The organism is Paraburkholderia acidiphila (assembly GCF_009789655.1).
In the GTDB taxonomy this organism is placed as follows: domain Bacteria; phylum Pseudomonadota; class Gammaproteobacteria; order Burkholderiales; family Burkholderiaceae; genus Paraburkholderia; species Paraburkholderia acidiphila.
Map to the genome: position 1 here is coordinate 840,938 of NZ_CP046910.1, position 21,966 is coordinate 862,903.

The following is a 21,966-nucleotide window of genomic DNA, read 5'->3' on the forward strand; positions in this document are numbered from 1 at the left end:
AAACATGCTCCATGTCGAGCGGTGTCCCTGCCTTTTGCCGTGACGCTGTGCGCACTGTGTGTATTGGCGGCAGGCTCACTGCTGGCGGGCTGCCGCAAGGGCGAAGAAGCGCCGGTGACGGAGGTCCGCCCGGTACGCGCCGTCAGGGTGGAAAAGCAGGAGGCGGGAACGACCATCGCCTTGACTGGAAGGTTGCAGGCACAGGCCGAGATCAATCAGTCGTTCCGTATCGACGGAAGAATGACATCCCGCAACGTCGACGTCGGAGATCGCGTACGGGCGGGCCAGGTGCTGGCGCGGCTCGACCGGATGAACGAGGAAAGCAGCCTGCAGTCCGCCCGCGCGCAACTGGCGGCTGCTCAAGCACAAGCCCTGGAAGCGCGCACCATGTTCACCCGCATGCGCGATCTGCTTGCGGAGCATGCCGTGTCGCGTGCTTCGTTCGAACAGTCGGAAGCGATGGCAAAGATCACGCAGTCGCAAGTCGATTCCGCGCAGTCGCTGGTCAACATCGCACAGAACCGGCTGAGCTATACCGACCTCGTTTCCGATGTCGCCGGCGTGGTCACGGCGCGAGGGGCGGAGCCGGGCGAGGTGGTTCCGGCTGGCCGCATGATCGTGCAGATTGCTCGCGAAGGCGCGGTAGATGCCGTATTCGATGTGCCCGCCGCGATCAAGGATGTCGCGCCGGCCAATCCCGACATTGTCATCGCGCTTGCCAGCAACCCCGAGACCACCGCCATTGGTAAGGTGCGCGAAGTATCGCCCCGCGCCGATCCGGTGACCGGTACTTTCGCGGTCCGGGTGCAGGTGCTCAATCCGCCGGCTGCCATGCGCCTCGGCAGTACGGTCATTGGCCACATGACGCTGCAGCGCGCGCCGGCCATCGAAATTCCCTCGAGCGCGCTGATCCAGCCCGGCGGCAAACCGGCGGTCTGGGTGGTCGATACGAAGACGGGGACGGTTTCTGTGCGCGAGGTCGAGCTTCAAGCGTACGGCGAGGACCGCGTTCAGGTATCGCAGGGCCTCGCCACGGGCGACGTGGTCGTGACTGCCGGTGTACAGGCATTGCGGCCGGGACAGAAAATTAACTGGACCGAGGCTCCCAGGTGATTGGCCCGAATCTCTCCGAGTGGGCGCTTTCGAAGCGCCCCCTGGTGGTGTTCCTGATGATCGCCGCACTGGTGGCCGGAACGCTGTCATTCTTGCAGTTGGGGCGTGCCGAGGATCCGGTCTTTACCTTTCGCACCATGATCGTGGCGGCCGCGTGGCCGGGGGCGACAGTCGACGACACCCTCTCGCAGGTGACCGAGCGGCTCGAGCGCACGCTGCAGGAAACCCGCCATCTCGATCGCATACGCAGCTATACGACAGCGGGCCAGACGACGATCTTCGTCGATCTCCTGCAATCCACGCCGCCTTCAGAAGTCCAGAACATCTGGTACCAGGTGCGCAAGAACGTGGACGACATGCGCCAAACGCTCCCGGCCGGCACGCTCGGGCCGTTCTTCAACGACGACTTCGGCGACACCTACGGCATCATCTACGGATTCACCGCCGACGGCTACAACATGCGCGAGTTGCGCGACCACGTCGAAGCGATCCGCTCGCGCCTGCTGCTCGTGCCCGACGTTTCGAAGATCGAGGTGCTGGGCGCGCAGGACGAGCAGATCTACATCGAGTTCTCGACCACGCGCCTCGCGGGCTTGCGCCTGGACTACCCGACCATCGTCGCGGCATTGAGAGCGCAAAATCTGATCAGGCCGACCGGCGTCCTGCAAACCGGGCAGGAGCGAGTGTTCTTCAGGGTGACGGGCGCCTTCGACTCCGCACGCGACATCGAGAACGTCAACCTGGTGCTCGGCGGGCGCATCGTTCGTCTGGGCGACATCGCCACGGTGAGACGCGGCTTCGCCGATCCGCCCCAGCCGATGTTCCGTGTGAACGGCAAGCCGGCCATCGGCCTCGCGATCGCGATGCGCGATTCGGGCGACATCCTGGCGCTCGGTCATAACCTGAAGGCCGAGATGGCCGACGCCACCGCGAACCTGCCCGCCGGCATCGAGCCGTTCCTGGTCGCCAACCAGTCGGATACCGTCGATGTCGCGATCAACGACTTCATGGCGTCGCTCTGGCAGGCCATCATCATCATCCTGGTGTGCAGTTTCCTGAGTCTGGGCGTGCGGCCGGGGACGGTGGTGGCCTTGTCGATTCCTCTGACGCTGGCGATCGTATTCGCGATCATGGACGCCGTGCACATCGACTTGCACCGGGTATCGTTAGGGGCACTGATCATTGCGCTGACCTTGCTGGTCGACGACGCCATGACCACGGTCGACGCCATGATCAACCGCCTCGCCGCCGGTGACAGCAAGGATCAGGCCGCGACGTTCGCATACCGCACGCTGGCCGCGCCGATGCTGATCGGCACCCTCGTGTCGATCTCCAGTTTCGTGCCGATTGGCTTCGCAAAGAGTTCGGCGGGCGAATATACGTTCTCCATTTTTGCCGTGGTGGCAATCGCGCTGCTCGCGTCGTGGTTCGGCGCCGTGATTTTCTCGCCGCTGGTCGGTGTGGTGATCCTCAAAGCGCCCAAGCCGGAGAAGGAGCCGCGCAAGCCCGGCAAGATGCTCACGGCCTATGACCGCTTCCTGCGTGGCGCGCTGCGGCTGAAGTGGTTGACGATCGCCATCACGCTCGCGGCGTTCGTGGTGTCGATCTTCCTCGTGCGGTTCGTGCCGCGGCAGTTCTTCCCCGCATCGGATCGGCCCGAACTGACGGTGGATCTGACCTTGCGCCAGAATGCGTCCATCCACGCGACCGAGGCACAAGTCGCGCGCCTTGAAGCGATTTTGAAAAGCGATCCCGATGTCGACCACTTCAGCAGCTATGTGGGCCGCGGCGCCGTGCGCTTTATTCTCACGCTCAATGTTCAGCTGCCCAATCCGTTTTTCGCGCAGATCATCGTGGTCGCGAAAAATCTCGAAGCGCGCGACCGCCTGCAATTGAAGCTGGAGAAAACGCTGAGCGACCAGTTTCCCGGCATCGTCGCCCGCGTGTCGCCGCTGGAGCTGGGGCCACCGGTGGGTTGGCCGCTGCAGTATCGCGTCTCGGGCCCCGACCCGGCGCAGGTGCGCAGGACCGCACTCGATCTGGCCGGTATCGTGGGTTCCGACGAGCGCACGCGCCACATCAATTTCGATTGGATGGAGCCGGCCAGGCAGATTCGCATTCACATCAACCAGGATGAAGCGCGCCAGCTCGGCGTGAGTTCGGCGGCGCTGGCCGCGATCATGAACACCGTGATTACCGGCACGCCGCTCACGCAGATACGCGACGACATCTACCTCGTCAACGTCGTGGCGCGCGCGCAGGAAGAGCAGCCGCTGACGGTTCAATCATTGAGTACGTTGCAGGTGCCCACGCCGAGCGGCCGGATGGTGCCGCTCAGCCAGTTCGCGACGTTCACGGAGGAGCAGGAGTCGCCGCTGGTATGGCGGCGAAACCGCGTTCCGACGCTCACCGTGCGCGCCGACGTGATGCATGGCGCGCTGCCCGACGATGTCGTCGCAACGCTCGCGCCGAAGATCGCCGATTTCAACGCGAAGCTGCCCAAGGGCTACCACGTCGCGACCGGCGGCATCTTCGAGGAAAGCGCAATTTCGCAAGCGTCGGTGTTCGCCGTGATCCCGGTGATGATCGTGCTGATGCTCACGAGCATGATGGTGCTGCTGGTGAGCTTCAAGCGGCTGGCGATGGTGGTCTCGGTGATGCCGTTGGGCCTGATAGGCGTGGTGCTCGCGCTGCTGATCTTCAACCGGCCGCTGGGTTTCGTCGCCATTCTGGGCATTCTCGCGTTGATCGGCATGATCGCGAAGAACGGCCTGATCCTGATCGTGCAGATCGAGACCTATCGGCAAGAGGGGATGGGCGTGCTCGAGGCCGTGGTTGCCTCGGGCACGTCGCGCATACGGCCCATGATGCTGACCTCGATCTCGACCGTGCTCGGCCTGATCCCGATCGCGCCCACGGTGTTCTGGGGCGCCATGGCCTTCGCGATCATGGGCGGGTTGCTGGTGGCGACGCTGCTGACCCTGGTGTTCCTGCCGGCGCTGTACATGGTGGTGTTCGGCAAGGAAGACCAGCCGGCATCGCATTCGGGTGCGGCGAGCGGGGCGGTGTAAGCCGCGTGGGGCCGATTCCATCCGGGACCCTGCGCCATGTTCGCGCTCGCTGGATTTCCGTAGAGGAGGCGCTTCGTTCATGAGCACACCATCGCTGCGTGCTTTTCTGCTCGACTGGCGTTCGCATTGGCGCGTCGCGCTGGCGCGCGCGCTGTGTTTTCTGGCGCTATGGATCATTCTGATGCCGAGCGTGAAGCCGGCCGATCTCGCCTGCGGCCTGATCGCGACGTTCGTCGCGACACAGATGAGCCTGCGTCTCCAGCCTCCCGCCGCAGGCATGTTGCGCCTTGGCGCTTTACTCGTCTTCGCGCCGCATTTTCTCTTGCAGTCGCTGCTTGCGGGCATCGACGTGGCGCGCCGCGCATTGGACCCGCGCCTGCCCTTGCGGCCGGGTATCGTGGTCTATCGGGTCGGCTTTCCGCCGGGCACGGCCCGCAACGGATTCGCCATCATCACGAGTCTCCTGCCGGGGTCGCTTCCGGTAGACGAGACCGCGGACGGGCTCGTCTACCACTGCCTCGACATTTCGCAGCCCGTTGCCGCGCAGTTGGCAGACGAAGAACGGCGCCTGGCGGGCGCTTTGGTGGGCGCTTCGGTCAGCGGTGAACGTCATGGCTGACGTGCTCATTGCCGTTTGCGCGGTGGTGCTGCTGATGGTGGCCGTGGGCTTGTTGACCGTGCTGCGCGGGCCCACGCGCGCCGACCGCATGATGGCCGCGCAACTGTTCGGCACCGGAGGGATCGCGGCCTTGCTGCTGGTGGGCACGGCAAGCGGCGTCGAGGCGGTCGTGGATGTCGCGTTGACGCTTGCCGTGCTCGCGGCGTTCGCCTCGGTGGCCTTCGTCAAGGCCGATCGTCAGGCGCAAGGCGATATCGTGAAGGAGGACCGGAAATGAAAACCGCAGCCGATATCTTCACGATCGCCGCGATGCTGGCGGGCATTGTCTTCTTCGTGGCCGGTACGGTCGGGCTGCTGCGCTTCCCCGATACCTACACGCGGCTGCACGCGTTGACCAAGGCCGACAACCTGGGCCTCGGCATGGTGGTGCTGGGTCTCGTGCCGCAGACGGGGCATATCGTGATCGCCCTCAAGCTGATCGTGGTCTGGCTGCTGGTGATGCTGACGTCGTCCGATGTGTCGCAGCTCATCGCGCGCGCCGCGCGCCGCCAGGAGGAGGGCACATGATCACCGCCATCTCCGTCGGCATCGGGGTTCTGCTGCTGGCGCTCGCGCTCTGGACCATCGTTGTGCGCGATACGTTCGCCGCGGTCGCCGGGTTCATTCCGTATGGCCTGCTGCTCACGCTGGCCTGGCTGGTGCTGCGCGCAGTCGACGTGGCGTTGACCGAAGCGGCCATCGGTGCGGGCTTGACCGGCGCGCTGCTGATCCGCGCGGCTTCGCGGCTGCAGCCAACGGAAGCGGCCGCCCGCGCCGAGGAGCCGGGTCTCGCGATGCGTGTCCTGGCGGGAGCCGTCTCCGCGTGCGTCGCCATCGTGATTGCCGCTTGCCTGTGGAATTTGCCGGACCCCGCTCCGACGCTCGCGCCGGAGGTGGCGCAACACATTCAGGCGACTGGCGTCGGCAATCCGATCACGGCAGTCCTGCTGTCGTTCCGCGCGATCGACACGCTGCTGGAAGCGATCGTGCTGCTGCTGGGCGTGGTCGGCGTCTGGTCGCTGGCGCCGGACCGCTTCTGGGGCGGCAGGCCGGGACTCGCGCAGGTGGTGAGCCCCAACGACATTCTGGTGTACCTCGCACGCGTATTGCCGCCGATAGGCGTCGTGATCGGCATCTACATTTTCTGGGTCGGCGCCGATCATCCGGGCGGCAAATTCCAGGGCGCCACGGTGATTGCCGCAATGTGGCTGCTCGTCATGATGTCCGGTCTGCGCGATGCGCCGCCGATCAGCCGGCGCTGGTTGCGCGCCGTGCTGATCCTCGGGCCAGCTGTGTTCATCGCGCTTGGCCTGCTCGGCGCCGTCATGGCGGGAGCGCTTCTGGCGTACCCCGATGGCCGGGCGAAGCTGTGGATCATCGTCATTGAAGCCGCGCTGTTGCCTTCGCTTGCCGTGACCCTGGTGCTCCTGCTGGTCGGGCCACCCCAGCGGCCGGAGATGAGCCCATGAACGTCTCGCAGTTGTTCGGCTTGACGGCTGCCGCCCTCGTGGGTCTGGGCCTGTACGGCCTGATCGTCAACCCGCAGCCTTTGCGCAAGGTGCTGGCCTTCAATCTCACGGGCAATGGCGTTTTTCTGGCCTGTGCCGTGATCGCGCATCGAGGCGCCGGCGCGGGCATGTCCGGCGATCCGGTGCCGCAGGCGCTGTTGATCACGGCGATCGTCGTGTCGTTCGCCGCTTCCGCGCTGGCAGTCGGGCTCATGCTGCGCAGGTTCTCGGAAACGGGTTCGAATTCGCTTTCGGCGGAAGGCGATGCAGCGTCGGGCGGGGCGCGCGCCAGGACGGAGGCCACGTGACGACGCTGGCGCTCGCGGGGCAGTCGACGCCGGGCGGCCTGCTGCTCGCGCTCGCCATCTTGTTGCCTTTTGCCGGGATGATGGCGGCCCTGGCGCTCGGCGGGCGCCTCGCGCAACGTGTGGCCTGGGTGACGATTGCCTTCGGTTTCGGCGTCGTGCTGGAGATTGCGGCCAGGCTGCTGGTCTCGGGCGACGCATTGCGATATCTGCTGGGCGGCTGGTCGCCGCCACTGGGCGTCATGCTTCGCGCGGACGGCCTCTCGGTTTGCATGATGCTGGTGGTCGCCGTAGTCGTGGCCGCAGTGGCCATTTACGCCAACGGCGATTTCGGCACGCCGTCCGGCACGACCGAGGCGCGCGCGCCGTTGTCATTCTGGTTGCTGCTGCTCGCGGTATGGGGGGCGCTCAATCTGGTCTTCGTCAGCGGAGACATTTTCACGCTCTACGTCGCGCTCGAACTGCTGACTTTTGCCGGTGTGCCTCTGGTGTCCCTCGATGGCCGCGCCGAAACGTTACTGGCCGCACTGCGCTATCTGCTGTACGCGCTGATCGGATCGATGCTGTATCTGCTGGGTGTCTTTCTGCTCTATGGCGCCTACGGCACGCTGGACATCGCGCTGCTTGCCGGGAGGATCGGCGCCCAGCCGCTGGCCTGGACGGCGTTGGCGCTGATGACGGCAGGCATGCTCGCCAAAACCGCGCTGTTCCCGCTGCATCTGTGGCTGCCGCCTGCGCACGCGGGCGCGCCCGCCGCCGCAAGCGCGCTGCTGTCGGCATTGGTCATCAAGGGATCGTGGTTCGTGGTGGTGCGGTTGTGGCTCGATGTCTTTGCCGGCATCGTCAGCGTATCGTGCGCGCAACTGCTGGCGGCGCTGGGCGCGATGGCCATCCTCTTCGGCAACGTCGTGGCGCTGCGCCAGGCGCGCCTGAAACTCCTGATCGCCTACTCGACGGTTGCGCAGATCGGCTATCTGTTCCTGCTGTTCCCGCTCGCCGTGCAGCACGAAGGCGCCCGGGCCGTCACGGGCGGCCTGCTGCAGGCCATCTCGCACGCGAGCGCCAAAGCGGCCATGTTCCTCGCGGCGGGGCTGATCTACAGCACACTCGGTCATGACCGCCTGGCCGACCTGCGCGGCGCAGCCCGCGCCTTGCCCATGACGCTGACGGCATTCGCGCTGGCCGGCGCCACATTGATCGGCTTGCCGCCTTCCGGTGGCTTCCTGGCCAAGTGGCTGCTGATGTCGGCGGCGCTCGCGACGGGGCAATGGTGGTGGGCGCTGGTGATGCTGGCGGGCGGCCTGCTCACGAGCGTCTATGTCTTCATGGTGGTGGTGCGCGCGATGGAGCCCGCCGCGCCCGGCTGGTCGCCGCAACGGCAGGTGCCGCGTTACCAGCAGCTCGCGGTGCTCGGCCTCGCAACGTGTTCGTTCCTGCTTGGCCTCGCCGTGCTGCTGCCGGTCGACGTGGCGCAGATTGGACGCACCGTGATGCCGCCTGCGGGGTTGCCATGAACATCTCCCAAGGTCTGCTCGCCGCAGCCGTCGGCCTGCCGTTGCTGATGCTGCTGCTGTGCGCGTCGGCGCCTGTTCGCGGGCGCTTGCCTGCATGGTTCGCGATTGCGCCGCTGCCCGCATTGGCGGCGGCAGTCGGGGCGGGGCAGGGCGAAACGCTGACGCTCGGGCACAGCCGGTTCGCCCTGCGTTTTGCGCTCGACACGCCTGGCGCGTTGCTGCTCGGCACGGCGGCGCTGTTGTGGCTCTTCGCCGGCATCTATGCCGCGCGATATGTACGGGGCCGCGAAGATGCCGATGGGTTCGTCGTCTGCTGGTTCATGACTCTGACCGGCAGCGTGGGCGTGTTTCTGGTGGCCGATCTGATTGGTTTCTATCTGATGCTGGCGGTATTGAGTGTCGGCGCCAGCGGGCTCGTGCTGCAGGGCGACGGGCCCGAAGCGCGATACGCGGGCGCGCTTTATCTTGGCGTTGCATTGCTGGCCGAGGCATTCGTGCTAGGAGGGTTGGTCCTGCTGGCCCAGGCGACGCCCGGAGGGAGCCTGCTGATACGCGATGCGGCGGCGGCCTTGCCGGGTTCGCCGTGGCGCGACGCCACCTTGCTCTTGCTGCTGGTTGGCCTCGGCATGAAGGCCGGGATGGTGCCGTTGCACTTCTGGATGCCGCATGCCTATCGCGCGGCGCCGGTTCCAGCGGCGGCGGTGATGAGCGGCGCGGTGGTCAAGGCCAGTGTGATCGCGCTGGTCCGCTTTCTGCCATTCACTTCCCACGCCGCATGGCCGCAATTCGGCATCCCATTCGCGGCGCTGGGCATGTTCGGCGCGTTCTACGGCGTGGCGATCGGCATCACCCAGCTAGAGCCGAAGGTCGTGCTGGCGTACTCCAGCGTGAGCCAGATGGGCTTCCTGATGGCCGTGATCGGCATGGGGCTGGCCGCAGGCGACCCCGCTACCGTGGTGGCGGCCGCTTACTATGCCGCGCACCATCTGCTGGTGAAAGGCACGTTGTTTCTGGCCGTGGGCGTGGTCGCGTTGACGGGCGCCGGATCGTTGCGCCTCGTGCAGGTGCCCACGGCAGTCATCGCGCTTGGCCTCGGCGGCTTGCCGTTGACCGGCGGCGCACTGGCCAAATACGCGGCCAAGGACCTGTTGTCCGGCGATCTGGCCAGCTGGCTGGCTGCGGCGTCTTCAGCCGCGACCACGTTGCTGATGCTGCATTTCGTGCGCTGCCTCGGCGCGATGGCCACGACCCACTACAACGCGCGCGCGCCGGGGCCGTTCCGGGGCGCGTGGCTGGCCATGGTGGTGGCCTCGCTGGCCGTTCCGTGGGTGCTGTATCTGCGGATTCCGGTAGGCTGGCTACCGCAGGCCCTGGCGCCCGCGGCGCTGTGGTCGGCGCTCTGGCCGGTACTCGTTGGCGCGGTGCTCGCGCTTGGCTGGAGCCGATGGGGCAAAACAGTGCCGTCCGTGCCCGTGGGCGATATCGGCGGGCTTTTGCGCGGAATGCAACGAGGCGGCGCGCGGGCGGCGCGAATCGCGGTGTGTACCGATGCATTCGTGCGCGGCTGGTCCGTGTCCTGTCTGACGCTGCTGCTCGCCGCGCTGCTGTTCGGTGGCCTGCTGGCGATGGCGGTCTGATGTGCATGGCGCAAACGACCGCACCGCCTGCGCATACGGGACGCGCGCGCAGCAGAACCTGGAGTCCGTCATGAGAACGCTGACGTGTACTGCGATACTTGCGGCCGCAACCAGTTGCCTGGTCGGCTGCTTCAGCGTGGGTCCCGATTACAGCCGCCCCGAGGTGCCGGTGCCCGCAACGTGGCGGGTCGATTTGCCCGCGGCTGAAGCAGTCGTGAACACGGCGTGGTGGGAGCAGTTCGACGATCCGGTGTTGAACGATCTGATTCAATCCGCCCTGGCGGGCAATCTGGATGTGCGGATCGCGGCAGCGCGTATCGACCAGTTCATCGGAGTGTTGCGCGCCGCGCGCTCGCAGGGCCTGCCGCAGGTCGGTTATGGCGCCAACGTGAGCCGCAACCGGACCAGCGAGGTCGGCATGCCGCCGCTTTCGCCCTTGCTCGAACCCGTATTCAATCTCTATCAGGGCTCGCTGTCCGCTTCCTGGCAAATCGACCTGTTCGGCCGGGTACGACGCCTGACCGAAGCCGCACAGGCACAGGTCTATGCGAGCGAACAGGCCCAGCGCGGCGTCGTGCTCTCGCTGGTGACAGGCGTGGCGACCAGCTACATCACGCTGCGCGGACTCGACCGGCAACTCGAAATCGCGCAGGCAACCGCGAGCAACTTCGGCGAAACGTTGCGGATTTTCGAGCTGCGCTACCGCAAGGGCCTCGTGTCCCAGACGGAGCTGTCGCAGGTGCAGTCGCAGTACAAGCTCGCACAGTCCACGATACCGGCCATCGAGCAGCAGATCGCCATCGTGGAAAACGGTATATCCATTCTGCTGGGCCGCAATCCTGGGCCGATTCCACGCGGCAAGTCGGTGAGCGAACTGGTGCTGCCCGTCATCCCGGCGGATTTGCCTTCGACACTGCTCGAGCGCCGGCCCGATATTCTGCAGGCCGAACAAAATCTGGTCGCCGCCAATGCGAATGTCGGCGCCGCGCGCGCACTTTACTATCCGACCATCTCGCTCACGGGCGCGCTGGGTTCGGTCAGCACGGCCTTCGGCGACTTCCTTTCCGGGCCCGCTGCGCTCTGGTCGGTTGCAGCGGGTGTGACCGGGCCGATCTTCACGGCGGGAGCGATTGGCGGCCAGGTGCAGTCGGCCGAGGCGCAAAAGCGCCAGGCCGAACTCGTCTACCGGCAGACGGTGCTGGGCGCGTTCAACGACACCAACAATGCGCTCGTCAGCTCACAGAAGACCAACGAGCAGACCGGGCTTCAGCAGCAGCGCGTCGACGCGTTGCGCGAATACGCGCGCTTCTCGCGGCTCAAGTTCGAAGACGGTCTGATTGGCTATCTCGAAGTGCTGATTTCCGAAAACGATCTGTTCTCCGCCGAGCTTGCCCTCGCCAGCCTGCAGGCCTCGCGCTACAACCAGGTGATCAGCGTGTATCAGGCCATGGGCGGCGGATGGGTGGATATCGCCGATTCGCGTACGCCCGTGTCCTTGAGCGCCGAACGCAAGGTCAATGCCGCGCAGGGCAGGTGAATTCGCACAGATTCCCGGGACCAGGTCGCGCGTTCGCGGCAGTACGCCGTATTGCTCTTTCACAGGCGGCCTATACTCTGATGGCCTGCTGGTGAGCCGTTGCTTCCGAGAGAAAACCAATGCTACGCACGTCGCTGAAGGTAATAAAAATAGGGGTGTCGATTCTGGTCGTGCTCGCGCTGCTCGCACTGGGGTTGCGGGCCTGGGTTTCGCTGCGCGGCCCGGAACTATCGGTCTGGCACACCTACGTACCGCACGAGATGAGCGTTGCAGAAATGGACGCCGGCGACTGGAATGCGTACATGCGGGAGGAGGCGCGGCTGTTCGAGGATGTGCGCGTCAACGTCGTCGAAAAGGTCAAGGTATCCGAGCGTGTCCCGTCGAACCGCTACTACGAAGGCTCGCCGATTTATCCGGAGCACTTCGCTCAGGACTGGAACCGCTCGTACATACTGGAACCTCAAGGACCGCCGGTGGGCGCGGTGGTGCTGCTGCATGGCATGACGGACTCGCCCTATAGCTTGCGGCACATCGCGCGCAATTATCGCGACCGGGGCTTTGTCGCGATCGCCATCCGCTTGCCTGGCCACGGTACCGTGCCTGCGGGACTGACCAACGTCACATGGCAGGACTGGGCCGCGGCCACGCGGCTCGCGGTTCGCGAAGCGCGCCGGCGCGTGGGCCCGGACAAGCCGCTCGAACTGATCGGCTTTTCGAACGGCGGCGCGCTTGCCCTGCAGTATGCAATGGACGCCATCGAGAATCCCGCGCTCACGCGTCCCACCCGGCTCGTGCTCATCTCGCCGATGATCGGCGTCACGCGTTACGCGCGGTTTGCGGGTCTCGTGGGACTGCCCGCGGTATTGCCCGCGTTCGCGCGGGCCGCCTGGCTCGGCATCGTGCCGGAATTCAACCCGTTCAAGTACAACTCGTTTCCGGTGAACGCGGCGCGGCAGTCCTGGCTGCTTACGAGCGCCATCCAGGAGCAGATGGCGAGGCTCGAGCGCGAGAACCGGCTGAATTTGCTTCCTCCCGTACTGACGTTCCAGTCGGTTACCGATTTCACGGTCAGCACCCCTGCGGTCATGTCGTCGTTGTACGACAAGCTCCCCGCAAACGGCAGTGAAATCGTGTTGTTCGACGTGAACCGCAGTGTGAGCTTCAGAACCTTCTTGCGCGTCGCGTCCTATTCCGCGCTCACGCGGCTTTTGCGTATCGGGCCGCAAAACTATCGCACCACGGTCATTGCCAACGCGTCACAGGATTCGGCGCATACCGTTGAACGCAGTGTCGATGCGGGCAGTGTGGCCACCCGCGTTCGGCCTTTGGATATCGACTATCCGCCGGATATTTTTTCGTTATCGCATGTTGCGATCCCATTTCCGGTGACGGATGCACTCTACGGTATCAAGCCGGGCGACGACGAAAACTTCAATGTCAACCTGGGCACGCTCGCGCCGCGCGGAGAGCGCGGCACCTTGATCCTGACGCTCGACTCGATGTTCCGGATTGCATCGAATCCGTTCTTCCCCTATCTGCTGCAACGCATCGACGAGGGCATCGGCAGGATGCCGCCTCCCGTTGTCGATTCGCCGAAGCGCACGCATGAGACCGCTGCCGGGCAACCGGAGGATCCCGCGGAAGAGTTGAAGGAACTCGAGCAGGCCGGTGATGATTACAGCGAGCCGTAACCGATCCAGCCAACCTTGTTACCGGGCCCGGTTTGTCCGATCATACGAGGAGGGTGCGCAAGCGCCTGTCGAGTGTGACGTCATACCCGGAGACGCGCTCCGTGAACATTCCCCGATTGCTGCTTGGCAGCATCCTGCTTTTCGTGGCGGGCACGGTGTTGCAGCTGCTATGGCCGCTCGCGCAGCCGGCGTCCTATCACCGCTTCGCCGACCAGCGCGCGCTGGGCGTCATCCCGCATGCAGCGGACGTGCTGTCGAATCTCGTCATTCTGGCGGGCGGAATCGCCTGCCTCGGCTGGGCGCGGCAAAACGCGTACCGGCAGCGGCCGCAGCCGCCAAAATTCCCCGGCATGGTCGTCGCCGGATTCGGGCTCGTGCTAACCGCAATCGGGTCGGCCTACTATCACTGGGCGCCTTCCGACGCGACGCTCGTATGGGACCGCCTGCCGATGACGATCGTCTTCGCGGGCATCCTGGCGATGCTCTGGACGTCGCACACCGGGCAGCGCGTAGGCTGGGTGCCGTTGCTGATCATGGTGGCCGTGTCGCTCGGCACGATCGCGTACTGGCTCGCGCTCGACAGCCTGTGGCCGTACGCGATCCTGCAGTTCGGCGGCCTCATGTTCATCGTCGGCTTGACGCTCACGCGCAAGGTGGACAGCGTATTGGGCTGGACGATGGTGATCGTTTTCTACGGGGTCGCAAAGATCTTCGAGAGCCTCGACTGGCAGGTGTGGGAACTCACGCATCATGTGATCGCCGGCCATGCGATCAAACACGTATCGAGCGGCCTCGCCGGTGCCGCGCTGATTCTGGTGGCGAATGCCGCACCGCGCTTCGCGGCCGGCACGGTCGCATCGCGGGCCGCGATCGATCATTCCCGTACGCCGCGCTGACTTGTTCGGACTGCATAGTTTGGATGGGCGCGAGCAACCCTGCTACCGCGAAGCTACCCGCACGAGCGCAAACACGAGTGCGAGCACAACGACAATCACGCCTGTGGCCACGACCAGACGATCGGCGAGCAAGCGGCGCATGATGGTTCTCCTAAACGAAGCTGTAGCGCTCGGAGTGATACCGGGCAATCGGCACCTTCATGTTGCCCAGCGCGGTCTCGATGGCGTCCATCATCACATCCGGCCCGCAAATGAAGTACTCGTGGTCCGTGTACTCGGGCGGCAGGTGGCGCCTGAACAGGTCCGCGTCGATGCGGCCGGTCTCGCCGGTCCAGCCCGCGTGGGCATTCGAGAGTACATACACGATCTTCAGGTCGAGCCGCGCCTTCAGCGCTTCCAGCTCTTCTCGGAACGTCAGCGACTCCCAGTCCTTGCTGCCATACAGGAGGACCAGCGGACGCTTGTCGCCACGGTCGGCGAGCGTGCGGATCATGCTCATCATCGGCGTGATGCCGATGCCGCCTGCGATCAGCACATGCATATCCGTCGGATTGCCGATCGTGAACGCACCGTACGGGCCGTCGAGATACACGCGCTGCCCGGCCGTGACCGTTTTGACCGCGCTAGTGAAGTCGCCGAGATTGCGGATCGTCATTTCGACGCGCCCGTCCGGCGCCTGCGCGCTCGACGAGAACGAGAACGGGTGCCCGGTGATGCGAAAGGGGCTGGCCCATAGCGTCAGCCAGCCGAACTGGCCCGGCTTGAAGCGAAACCCCGCGTGACCTTCGGGCTGCATGACGAGCGTCGTGGTGTCGCCGCGCTCGCTACGCACCTCGACGACGCGATACGGCCTGCGCAGCATGAAGAGCGGCTTGACGATGCGCACATGGAGCAGCAGCGCGATCCAGAAGATCGTCATGCCGATCCACAGGATCCGCTTGAGCGGATCGGTGAGGTAGAAGCCCCAGCCGACCATATGCAGCATGCCCGCGCCGATTGTGGTCAGCGCGAGCACGATATGCGACCGATGCCAGGTCTCATAGCGGATTTTCAGTTGCTTGCGCCACAAGGCGGTCACCACCAGCACGATGAGCGCGACGATCGACAGCACTGCGAAGCGGGCGCCCCATGGGATATCCAGGATGGAGTCCGGCATCGCGAGCGATTCCGAGCGGATGGCGATCAGGATCAGCGGATGCGCCACGACAAGACCCACGGCCAGCAGCGAGACACGCCGATGAAAGTGATAGATGACGTCCTCGCCCCACGGTTCGGTCACATGCCGAAAGCGCGCGGTGAGGCCGAATTGCAGCCCCATCATCGCAAGACCGGAATAGCCGAGCGCAACCGAAAACTCGGTGCCGAAATTCCGCGCGGGCGGCAGCGTGCCCGCGAGCAGCGCAAACAGCGGGGCGAGAATGAAGAGCAGATAGATGGCCGACCAGATGGCTTTGCGCACGAGATCGCGAGCATTCATGAATCCCCCTCTACGCCAGGCTTGCTACGCACTGCTCAGATACAGGTGGTCAGCAACAGCGCGGGCCCGAACGTGATGACGGTGGCGGCAAGCGCCGCGATCAAGGTCCAGATGACAACGGTGTGCAGGAATGTGCTGATCCGCGCGGGACCCGGGTCGCGCCGCGCGGACGCACGATAGCGCCACAGCCAGCCGATCGCCACGAGGTGCGCGAGCAGCACGATTGCGAGGCTCAGGCGCAGCGGGCCCGCCGGCCAGCCGAAGGCGCAACCGATCGCATGCAGCGCGTACAGGATCACGAGCGCGAGACACCAGATCGTGAAGCCGACGGCCAGCCACCACAGCCGCCGCGGCGCAAGCGGCTGCCCGTTCATGGCCGCGCTCCGAGCATCGCGACGAGTCCGGGCAGCGCGAGCACGAGGCCGAGCGCGATGAACGCCGTCACTGCCGTGTAGTCGAGCCACAAGCGCGACAGGCGCAGGTCGGTGAATCGCCGCGGGGAGATGAAGCCTGCACGGAAGCGCAGCAGGTTGCTGACGAGGAACAGCAGTCCGACGCCGGCATGCAATGCGATGTAAGCGAGCAGCGCGGCGGCCGTCGCACCGAGCGCGTGCGCGCGCGGATCCGGCGTGACGCCGGAGATGAGTGAGACGTCGGCGACTAGCGCTACCACGAGTGCCAGCGCGGCAAGTACGATCCAACCGTGCGCTTTGCCACCCGCCGTGGTGGTGCGCAGCGAACCGCGCGCTGCCGCTGCCGCGACGACGAGCCCAGCAATCGTAAGGAATGCGAGCAAACGGCTCGGCTGCGGCGTCACCGCAGCGGGCCAGTTTGGCGCGGCGATCCAGAGATAGAACGTGCCGAAGATCAGCGACGTGAACAGCGTGCCGTTTGCGACCAGCGCGCAGACGAGCGCGAGCCACGATGGCGCGCTGGCCACTTCCGTATGCGGCGGCACATTGACACCGTGGCCCACCGGCAGCGGGCCATAGTCGCGCGGCAGTCCCGCGCGCTGTCCGGCGAAGACGAACATCCCGAACGTCACGAAGGCGAGCGCGGCCGATAGCAGGTAGAACTTGAACAGCATCGCAAGCACCGCGGCGCCAGTGACGAGGGCGGTGAAAAGCGGCAGATACGTTGCGTTCGGCAGCACGATCAGCTGATCGGGCTCCCCCGACGTCATGTGTACGCCAAGCGTTTCCTGCCAGCCGTTGCGCGTAAAGCCGAGATAGCCTTCGCCGCGCGCGAGCGACACGGCAAGCTGGCCCGGTCCGATGCCGTCCGTCTGCGTGCCAACGCGCGGCAGTGAGGCAAACGCGTAGGGTGCGGGCGGGATCTGCATGGCCCATTCGAGCGTCGTCGAATCCCACGGATTGCGCCGCACGCGCCTGCCGAAGCGCAGTTGCACGACGATGTCGATGGCCACCAGCGCGAAGCCGATCGTCATGACGAATCCGCCCACCGAGGAGAGCAGGTTGAGCCAGTTCCAGCCTTCGTCGCCGCTATAGGTGAAGATGCGCCGCGGCATGCCGAGCAGACCGGTCAGGTGCATCAGGAAGAAGGTCATGTTGAAACCGATGAAGACGAGCCAGAAGGCCGGCAGCGAGAGCCTGTGCACGGCGGTGCGGCCGGTCAGCAGCGGGAGCCAGTAATAGAACGCGGCCAGCATCGGAAAGGCGAGGGCGCCGGCTACCACGTAGTGCATATGCGCGACGACGAAATAGGTGTCGTGCGCCTGCCAGTCGAACGGCACGATGGCGAGCATCACGCCGGTCAGGCCGCCCGCCGTGAATACGAAGAAAAAGCCGAAGATGTAAAGCATCGGCACATCCCAGCGCGGCCGGCCGTGCGACAGCGTGGCGAGCCACGCGAAGAACTGGATCGCGGTCGGCACAGCGACGATCGCCGAGCCTGCTGAGAAGAACGCGAGCGCCAGATGCGGAATGCCCACCGTGAACATGTGGTGCACCCAGATGCCGAAGCTCAGGAACGCCAGCGCAATGATCGCAACGACAATGGTCCGGTAGCCGACGAGCGGATGCCTCGCGAACACGGGGATGATCGTCGAGAGCACGCCCGCCATCGGCAGGAAGATGATGTAGACGTCCGGGTGGCCGAACAGCCAGAACAGGTGCTGCCAGAGCAGTGGATCGCCGCCGCGGTGCGGGTCGAAGAACGGCAGCCCGAACGCGCGCTCGACCTCGAGCATGATCGAGCCGAGGATCAGCGGCGGAAAGGCCACGATCATCATCATGGCCGTCACGAGGATGTACCACGCGAAGATCGGCATGCGGTCGAGCGACATGCCCGGCGCGCGCATCTTGAGGATCGAAACGACGATCTCCATCGCGAGCGAGAGCGCCGAGATTTCGACGAAGGTCACGCCGAGCAGCCAGACGTCGGCGTTGATGCCTGGCGTATACACGTTGGAGCTGAGCGGCGTGTACATGAACCAGCCGCCGTCGGGGGCGACATGCATGATGAGCGCCACGGTCAGGATCGTGCCGCCGAACAGGTAGCACCAGTAACCGTAAGCCGTGAGCCGCGGAAAGGCGAAATCGCGCGTGCCGAGAATCTTCGGCGTGATGTAGACCGCGAAACTTTCCACCATCGGAATCGCGAACAGGAACAGCATCATCGAGCCATGCATCGTGAAGACCTGGTTGTAGGTCTCCGCGTCCATGAACGCGGCATGCGGGCTCGCGAGCTGCACGCGCGTGAGCATGCCGAGGACGCCCGCGATCGCGAAGAACACGAACGAGGTAATCATCATGCGCATGCCGATCACGGTGTGGTTCACGGAGGAGAGCCGCTTCACGCCGGGACCCGTGGCCCAGATCGCGGCAAGCTGGCGGTGCAGCCGCAGCGCGTTCACGCCCTGTGACCCAGGCTCGACGGGCACACTCATTTCTTCACCTCCCCGGTGGCGGCCGCTTCCTTGAGGGCGGCGGAAAAGTCTTCGGGACGATCGACGATCACCGCGAAGTGCATCCCCGCATGGCCGAGTCCGCAGAACTGGTTGCACAGGCCTTCGTACTGGCCCGGCTGATCGGCTTCCACGCGCAGGCGCGTTTCATGCCCGGGGATCGCGTCGATCTTGCCGGCAAGGCGCGGAATCCAGAACGCGTGCACGACGTCTTCGCTCGTGACGACGATGTCGACGGGCGTGCCAGCGGGCAGGTGCAGCACGTTCTTCGTTTCGAGGCCGCCCGCATCGGGATAGCGGAAGGTCCAGCTCCATTGCTGCGCAATGGCCTCGATGCGCGGCGCGGTGCGGCCCGGCAGCGGCAGCAGCCGTTCGCCGGCATAGAGCGCGTAGCCGATGAGGGGAATCAGGATCACGGCCGGCAGCACGAGGCCGCCGAGCACGATCCAGCGCGCGGGCGGCACCGCCGAGCCCCAGCCCGGCCGCAGGATCACGAGAAAGAACAGCGCGAGCACGAGTGCGAACAGCACGGCCGCGCCCGCCAGCATGACCCACCAGAGCCCGGCAATCGAAGCCGCGGCGGGCCCGGACGGTGAGAGCGTCGAGAGCGGACCGGCGCAGGCGGTGAGCGCCGCGACCAATCCGGCTTGGACCGGCACACGCAAGACACTATGATGGCTTGAGGTATCACGCCTTCGTCGCAGGGAGGATTGACCATGGCAAAGAAAGACGATTCCGGATCGCAACGCCACAGCGAGGTGATGCTCGAACTGTTGCGGCTCGATGCAGGCTCGGTCGTCGCGCTCGTCGGCCACCCGATTCACGTCATGATGGTGCACTTCCCGATTGCCTTCGTGGTCGCCACGCTGGGCGTCGATGTCCTCTACTGGTGGTCGGGCGATCCGTTCTGGGTGAGGGCGGGTCTGTGGGCGGCCGGCTTTGCGTTCTGGAGCGGCGTGGGCGCCAGCCTTGCCGGTACGGCCGAACTGCTGCTCGTGCGCGGCATCCGCTTGAGGGAAGCCAGCTGGTCGCATGCCGTGGCCGCCATGACGCTCGTCGCGATCGCGGGCGCCAACTGGGGCTTGCGCCTGCTCTATCCCGCGGAGGTCCTGCCGCATGGACTCGCGCTGTCGGCACTCGCCACGGTGATGACGGGCTTCGCCGGCTGGCATGGAGGCAAGCTCGTGTTCGATCATGGCGTTGGCATTCTGGTTTCCCCGAAGGACTGATGCAGCCAGCGGGAGAGCCCGCCGGGCTCGAACAGATGCGGGGCGAACGTGCTTGAGGGGATGTGCGGCTTGGCGAGTACGACCCAGATGATCGCGACGATAACAAACACATAAGCGGTTGCGAGAGCAATCGACGCAACGCGGCTGAAGTGCCCCTCGGGCAGGAAAAGATGGTGGAGCACGAGGCCGGCAAGAACATGAAGCATCGCCATGATGCCGACGAGCACCATCTTCACCGAGAACCATTCGACGAACGTGGCCTGCAGGAAGATCAACGCCGTGCCGCTTGCGATGGCGACGAAAGCCGCCGGCGAGGTCAGCTCGACATACACGAGCCTCGTGATGCGGTGCAACCGGTCGAGCTCGGGACCGACCGGGAGCGCGCGCCGCTGCCAGAACAGGAACGGCAGCACGATGAGCCCGCCCGACCAGATCGCGATCGCGGCCAGATGGATGAACTTCAGGACGGTTGTCACAGTGCGGGCTCCCCGCCGCGCAGCGAGGACCATGTGATCCAGAGTCCCGCGGCGAGATAGGGGATCATCGCGAGCACCCACATCAACAGGCCGGCGAGTTGCTGATCGGCGAGCGGCGTGAGTCCCCACGCGGCCGTGCTGGCGAAATGCACCGCGTAAAGCGGACGGGGAGAAAAGACGATGAGGGCGCCGAGCAGGCCCATCTGCCCGATCGTCGCGACCAGCGCCATCAATGCGACGCCGGTCTGCACCAGCGGGGAGAATATGCTGCGCCACATCAACCATGCACTCCCTAGCAGGGTGGCCTGCATCAACCAGTAGGCGGGCACGGTGGCGAGGCCCCACGTATAGAGCCCCGGCGCATGCCAGAGCCAGACGATGACCGCATGGGCGGCGACCACCGGCACGAGCGGAGGTGAGGGCATGCGCGGCAGCGGAAAGGCCCGTGCCAGGAGGGGCGCGACGGCGGCGATGAGGATGATGTGGTGCGTGACGCGCGCCGAGAACAACGCTGACGACAGCGCGCACAGCGGTGAGACGAATACGATGACCATCAGCGCGAGTGCCAGCCAGCCGGCACGCGCATTCGCGCTGCGCCCACAGACAATGACGCACGCCAGAGCCGCAAGCGCGGCGAGCAACAACGGATCGGTATTCCAGCGCAGCCAGAAGTCTTCAGGAGTGCCTGCGGGGCCGCAGTAGGCGATCAGTGAAGCTGGCATGACACGTTGCCCTCCGGATCTGCATCGTACTGTAATGTACGCTTAGCCGTTGGTGTGACAAGACCTGCGTGGATGTCCACGATAGTAGCAGACGAAGGCTTCGTCAGCTTCGCGGCGAGGACATTGTCACGTTATCCATACTGTTCCGATGGCGCGGGTAGCGCCCTTGTGCATGAGCGCGAGCCGCTGGGCTAAAGGCGCGCGTCATCCAGGCTGGCGTCCGTCTTCCCAGCGCGGGTCCGCGGTGATCTGCACAGTGAGGCGGTTTTCCAGCGGATTCGAGCCTAGCGTTTCCCAGAGGCGTTCGCGCAATCTGTCCTGCGAAGCAAGATCGCTTAGCGCGGACGTTGTGTCGACAAGCACGCTGACTTCGACAAAATTGCGCCGGCCCGCCTGGATCACATGCGTGTGGTGGCGCAGAATGCCGAGCTCGCGTTCGAGCCTCGAAAGCGCCGTCTCGATCTCCGCGCGCGGATTGTTTTCTTCGGGGCTCATGTGCAGCAATTCGGCAAAGCTCGTGCGCACGATCTTCACGGGCACGGAGAGAAAGATCAACGAAAGTCCTGCGGTCATCGCACTGTCGATATAACGCGCCCACAGATAGTGAAAGCTTTCGGGCAAGATCGAATAGACGAAGAAGCCGAGCAGCGTGGCGGCGCTGAACGTGAATTTCATGATCCATTTCCAGCCGTCGGTTCTGAGCAGCTTGGAATCGATCTGCGCGGCCGCGTGCTTTTTATAGACCACCATGGCGAAACAGATCACGCAACTCGCGAGGCTGATCAGCATGACGCCGTACGCATTCACTTTGTGGCCGCCCGAGCGTATCCCCTCGATCCCGTTCACGAGGCCGTACACGCAAACGAGCAGCATCATGAGCCCGTTTATGCCATTCACGAGCGGCTCCAGGAACCAATAGCCATATTCGAAGCGAGTCGTCGCGGGCCGGCTTACCACGGTGGCCGCGAGCAATCCGAGCACGGCGCTCACGAGGTTGAGCAGATAGAAAATGGCGGTGAGCAGCAGCGTGTCGGACTGCACGAAGAAGCCATAGCCGACGTTGGCCGCGAAACCGAGGCACACGACGTAAATGGACACCTTCATCGCGCGCTGCTCGACCGCCGCGAGTTGCGTCTTGCGGAGCGCGTAGCTGATAGGCATGGTTCCTCGCGGTCGAACGTTGGAACGTTTGAATGGCGGCGGTGA

The 21,966-nt window shown here is 65.1% G+C and carries 20 protein-coding genes; 13 read left to right on the forward strand and 7 right to left on the reverse strand.

Annotated elements, in window-relative coordinates:
• Positions 1–21 precede the first annotated feature (21 nt).
• The 12 genes from FAZ97_RS18370 to FAZ97_RS18425 all read left to right on the forward strand — a co-directional run bounded on the left by FAZ97_RS18370 (position 22) and on the right by FAZ97_RS18425 (position 13,930).
• Positions 22–1,113: an efflux RND transporter periplasmic adaptor subunit gene (locus FAZ97_RS18370; RefSeq protein WP_199272147.1), complete on the forward strand. Its 1,092-nt coding sequence runs from the start codon at positions 22–24 to the stop codon at positions 1,111–1,113.
• On the forward strand, positions 1,110–4,184 hold the full coding sequence (locus tag FAZ97_RS18375) for an efflux RND transporter permease subunit (protein ID WP_158759866.1): 3,075 nt from the start codon (positions 1,110–1,112) through the stop codon (positions 4,182–4,184). The genes FAZ97_RS18370 and FAZ97_RS18375 overlap by 4 nt, the downstream gene beginning before the upstream one ends.
• Before the next feature lie 79 nt (positions 4,185–4,263).
• Positions 4,264–4,803, forward strand: a complete 540-nt coding sequence (locus tag FAZ97_RS18380) for a Na+/H+ antiporter subunit E (RefSeq protein ID WP_158759867.1) — start codon at positions 4,264–4,266, stop codon at positions 4,801–4,803.
• Entirely contained in the window at positions 4,796–5,080 is a 285-nt protein-coding gene (locus FAZ97_RS18385) for a monovalent cation/H+ antiporter complex subunit F (protein ID WP_158759868.1), read from the forward strand. The genes FAZ97_RS18380 and FAZ97_RS18385 overlap by 8 nt, the downstream gene beginning before the upstream one ends.
• Positions 5,077–5,370, forward strand: a complete 294-nt coding sequence (gene mnhG / locus FAZ97_RS18390) for a monovalent cation/H(+) antiporter subunit G (RefSeq protein WP_158759869.1) — start codon at positions 5,077–5,079, stop codon at positions 5,368–5,370. Before FAZ97_RS18385 ends, mnhG begins: the two co-directional genes overlap by 4 nt.
• Complete coding sequence (locus tag FAZ97_RS18395) at positions 5,367–6,311, forward strand: hydrogenase subunit MbhD domain-containing protein (RefSeq protein WP_158759870.1); 945 nt, start codon at positions 5,367–5,369, stop codon at positions 6,309–6,311. The genes mnhG and FAZ97_RS18395 overlap by 4 nt, the downstream gene beginning before the upstream one ends.
• The gene (locus FAZ97_RS18400) at positions 6,308–6,658 is read left to right on the forward strand and encodes an NADH-quinone oxidoreductase subunit K (RefSeq protein WP_158759871.1); all 351 of its coding nucleotides are present in this window, start codon (positions 6,308–6,310) and stop codon (positions 6,656–6,658) included. Before FAZ97_RS18395 ends, FAZ97_RS18400 begins: the two co-directional genes overlap by 4 nt.
• On the forward strand, positions 6,655–8,169 hold the full coding sequence (locus FAZ97_RS18405) for a complex I subunit 5 family protein (protein ID WP_199272148.1): 1,515 nt from the start codon (positions 6,655–6,657) through the stop codon (positions 8,167–8,169). The genes FAZ97_RS18400 and FAZ97_RS18405 overlap by 4 nt, the downstream gene beginning before the upstream one ends.
• A gap of 47 nt (positions 8,170–8,216) precedes the next feature.
• A complete protein-coding gene (locus tag FAZ97_RS18410) occupies positions 8,217–9,806 on the forward strand; it encodes a proton-conducting transporter transmembrane domain-containing protein (RefSeq protein WP_233271809.1) in 1,590 nt (529 codons plus the stop codon).
• A 70-nt stretch (positions 9,807–9,876) separates the two neighbouring features.
• Positions 9,877–11,343 (forward strand): efflux transporter outer membrane subunit, encoded by a 1,467-nt coding sequence (locus FAZ97_RS18415; protein WP_158759873.1) that lies wholly within the window; start codon positions 9,877–9,879, stop codon positions 11,341–11,343.
• Positions 11,344–11,462: 119 nt separating this feature from the next.
• Entirely contained in the window at positions 11,463–13,034 is a 1,572-nt protein-coding gene (locus FAZ97_RS18420) for an alpha/beta hydrolase (RefSeq protein WP_158759874.1), read from the forward strand.
• Positions 13,035–13,135: 101 nt separating this feature from the next.
• The gene (locus FAZ97_RS18425) at positions 13,136–13,930 is read left to right on the forward strand and encodes a hypothetical protein (RefSeq protein WP_158759875.1); all 795 of its coding nucleotides are present in this window, start codon (positions 13,136–13,138) and stop codon (positions 13,928–13,930) included.
• 151 nt (positions 13,931–14,081) lie between these two features.
• Here the strand turns inward: FAZ97_RS18425 and FAZ97_RS18430 are convergent, their stop codons facing one another.
• Genes FAZ97_RS18430 through coxB form a run of 4 tightly spaced genes read right to left on the reverse strand, consistent with a single transcriptional unit; the run spans position 14,082 to position 18,992 of the window.
• A complete protein-coding gene (locus FAZ97_RS18430) occupies positions 14,082–15,407 on the reverse strand; it encodes a ferredoxin reductase family protein (protein WP_158759876.1) in 1,326 nt (441 codons plus the stop codon).
• A gap of 35 nt (positions 15,408–15,442) precedes the next feature.
• Positions 15,443–15,781 (reverse strand): hypothetical protein, encoded by a 339-nt coding sequence (locus FAZ97_RS18435; RefSeq protein ID WP_158759877.1) that lies wholly within the window; start codon positions 15,779–15,781, stop codon positions 15,443–15,445.
• Positions 15,778–18,315 (reverse strand): cytochrome c oxidase subunit I, encoded by a 2,538-nt coding sequence (ctaD, locus tag FAZ97_RS18440; RefSeq protein WP_158759878.1) that lies wholly within the window; start codon positions 18,313–18,315, stop codon positions 15,778–15,780. Before ctaD ends, FAZ97_RS18435 begins: the two co-directional genes overlap by 4 nt.
• A complete protein-coding gene (gene coxB / locus FAZ97_RS18445; RefSeq protein WP_233271810.1) occupies positions 18,312–18,992 on the reverse strand; it encodes a cytochrome c oxidase subunit II in 681 nt (226 codons plus the stop codon). Before coxB ends, ctaD begins: the two co-directional genes overlap by 4 nt.
• A 57-nt stretch (positions 18,993–19,049) precedes the next feature.
• On the opposite strand from coxB, the gene FAZ97_RS18450 reads away from it, so the two are divergent.
• Positions 19,050–19,562, forward strand: a complete 513-nt coding sequence (locus tag FAZ97_RS18450) for a DUF2231 domain-containing protein (protein WP_158759880.1) — start codon at positions 19,050–19,052, stop codon at positions 19,560–19,562.
• Here FAZ97_RS18450 and FAZ97_RS18455 read toward each other — a convergent pair.
• The 3 genes from FAZ97_RS18455 to FAZ97_RS18465 form a co-directional block, all read right to left on the reverse strand.
• On the reverse strand, positions 19,526–20,038 hold the full coding sequence (locus FAZ97_RS18455; protein ID WP_158759881.1) for a CopD family protein: 513 nt from the start codon (positions 20,036–20,038) through the stop codon (positions 19,526–19,528). The two genes, FAZ97_RS18450 and FAZ97_RS18455, sit on opposite strands and share 37 nt — an antisense overlap.
• Complete coding sequence (locus FAZ97_RS18460; protein WP_199272149.1) at positions 20,035–20,760, reverse strand: cytochrome c oxidase assembly protein; 726 nt, start codon at positions 20,758–20,760, stop codon at positions 20,035–20,037. The genes FAZ97_RS18455 and FAZ97_RS18460 overlap by 4 nt, the downstream gene beginning before the upstream one ends.
• A gap of 204 nt (positions 20,761–20,964) precedes the next feature.
• Complete coding sequence (locus FAZ97_RS18465) at positions 20,965–21,921, reverse strand: cation diffusion facilitator family transporter (RefSeq protein WP_158759882.1); 957 nt, start codon at positions 21,919–21,921, stop codon at positions 20,965–20,967.
• Between the last annotated feature and the right edge of the window lie 45 nt (positions 21,922–21,966).

What these genes read in the sequence shown, in the direction of transcription:
- FAZ97_RS18380 (WP_158759867.1), top strand. Translation starts at nt 4,264, where the DNA reads ATGAGCACACCATCGCTGCGTGCTTTTCTGCTCGACTGGCGTTCGCAT.
- FAZ97_RS18385 (WP_158759868.1), top strand. Translation starts at nt 4,796, where the DNA reads ATGGCTGACGTGCTCATTGCCGTTTGCGCGGTGGTGCTGCTGATGGTG.
- mnhG (WP_158759869.1), top strand. Translation starts at nt 5,077, where the DNA reads ATGAAAACCGCAGCCGATATCTTCACGATCGCCGCGATGCTGGCGGGC.
- FAZ97_RS18395 (WP_158759870.1), top strand. Translation starts at nt 5,367, where the DNA reads ATGATCACCGCCATCTCCGTCGGCATCGGGGTTCTGCTGCTGGCGCTC.
- FAZ97_RS18400 (WP_158759871.1), top strand. Translation starts at nt 6,308, where the DNA reads ATGAACGTCTCGCAGTTGTTCGGCTTGACGGCTGCCGCCCTCGTGGGT.
- FAZ97_RS18410 (WP_233271809.1), top strand. Translation starts at nt 8,217, where the DNA reads ATGCTGCTGCTGTGCGCGTCGGCGCCTGTTCGCGGGCGCTTGCCTGCA.
- FAZ97_RS18415 (WP_158759873.1), top strand. Translation starts at nt 9,877, where the DNA reads ATGAGAACGCTGACGTGTACTGCGATACTTGCGGCCGCAACCAGTTGC.
- FAZ97_RS18420 (WP_158759874.1), top strand. Translation starts at nt 11,463, where the DNA reads ATGCTACGCACGTCGCTGAAGGTAATAAAAATAGGGGTGTCGATTCTG.
- FAZ97_RS18430 (WP_158759876.1), bottom strand. Translation starts at nt 15,407, where the DNA reads ATGAATGCTCGCGATCTCGTGCGCAAAGCCATCTGGTCGGCCATCTAT.
- FAZ97_RS18435 (WP_158759877.1), bottom strand. Translation starts at nt 15,781, where the DNA reads ATGAACGGGCAGCCGCTTGCGCCGCGGCGGCTGTGGTGGCTGGCCGTC.
- ctaD (WP_158759878.1), bottom strand. Translation starts at nt 18,315, where the DNA reads ATGAGTGTGCCCGTCGAGCCTGGGTCACAGGGCGTGAACGCGCTGCGG.
- FAZ97_RS18450 (WP_158759880.1), top strand. Translation starts at nt 19,050, where the DNA reads ATGGCAAAGAAAGACGATTCCGGATCGCAACGCCACAGCGAGGTGATG.
- FAZ97_RS18460 (WP_199272149.1), bottom strand. Translation starts at nt 20,760, where the DNA reads ATGCCAGCTTCACTGATCGCCTACTGCGGCCCCGCAGGCACTCCTGAA.
- FAZ97_RS18465 (WP_158759882.1), bottom strand. Translation starts at nt 21,921, where the DNA reads ATGCCTATCAGCTACGCGCTCCGCAAGACGCAACTCGCGGCGGTCGAG.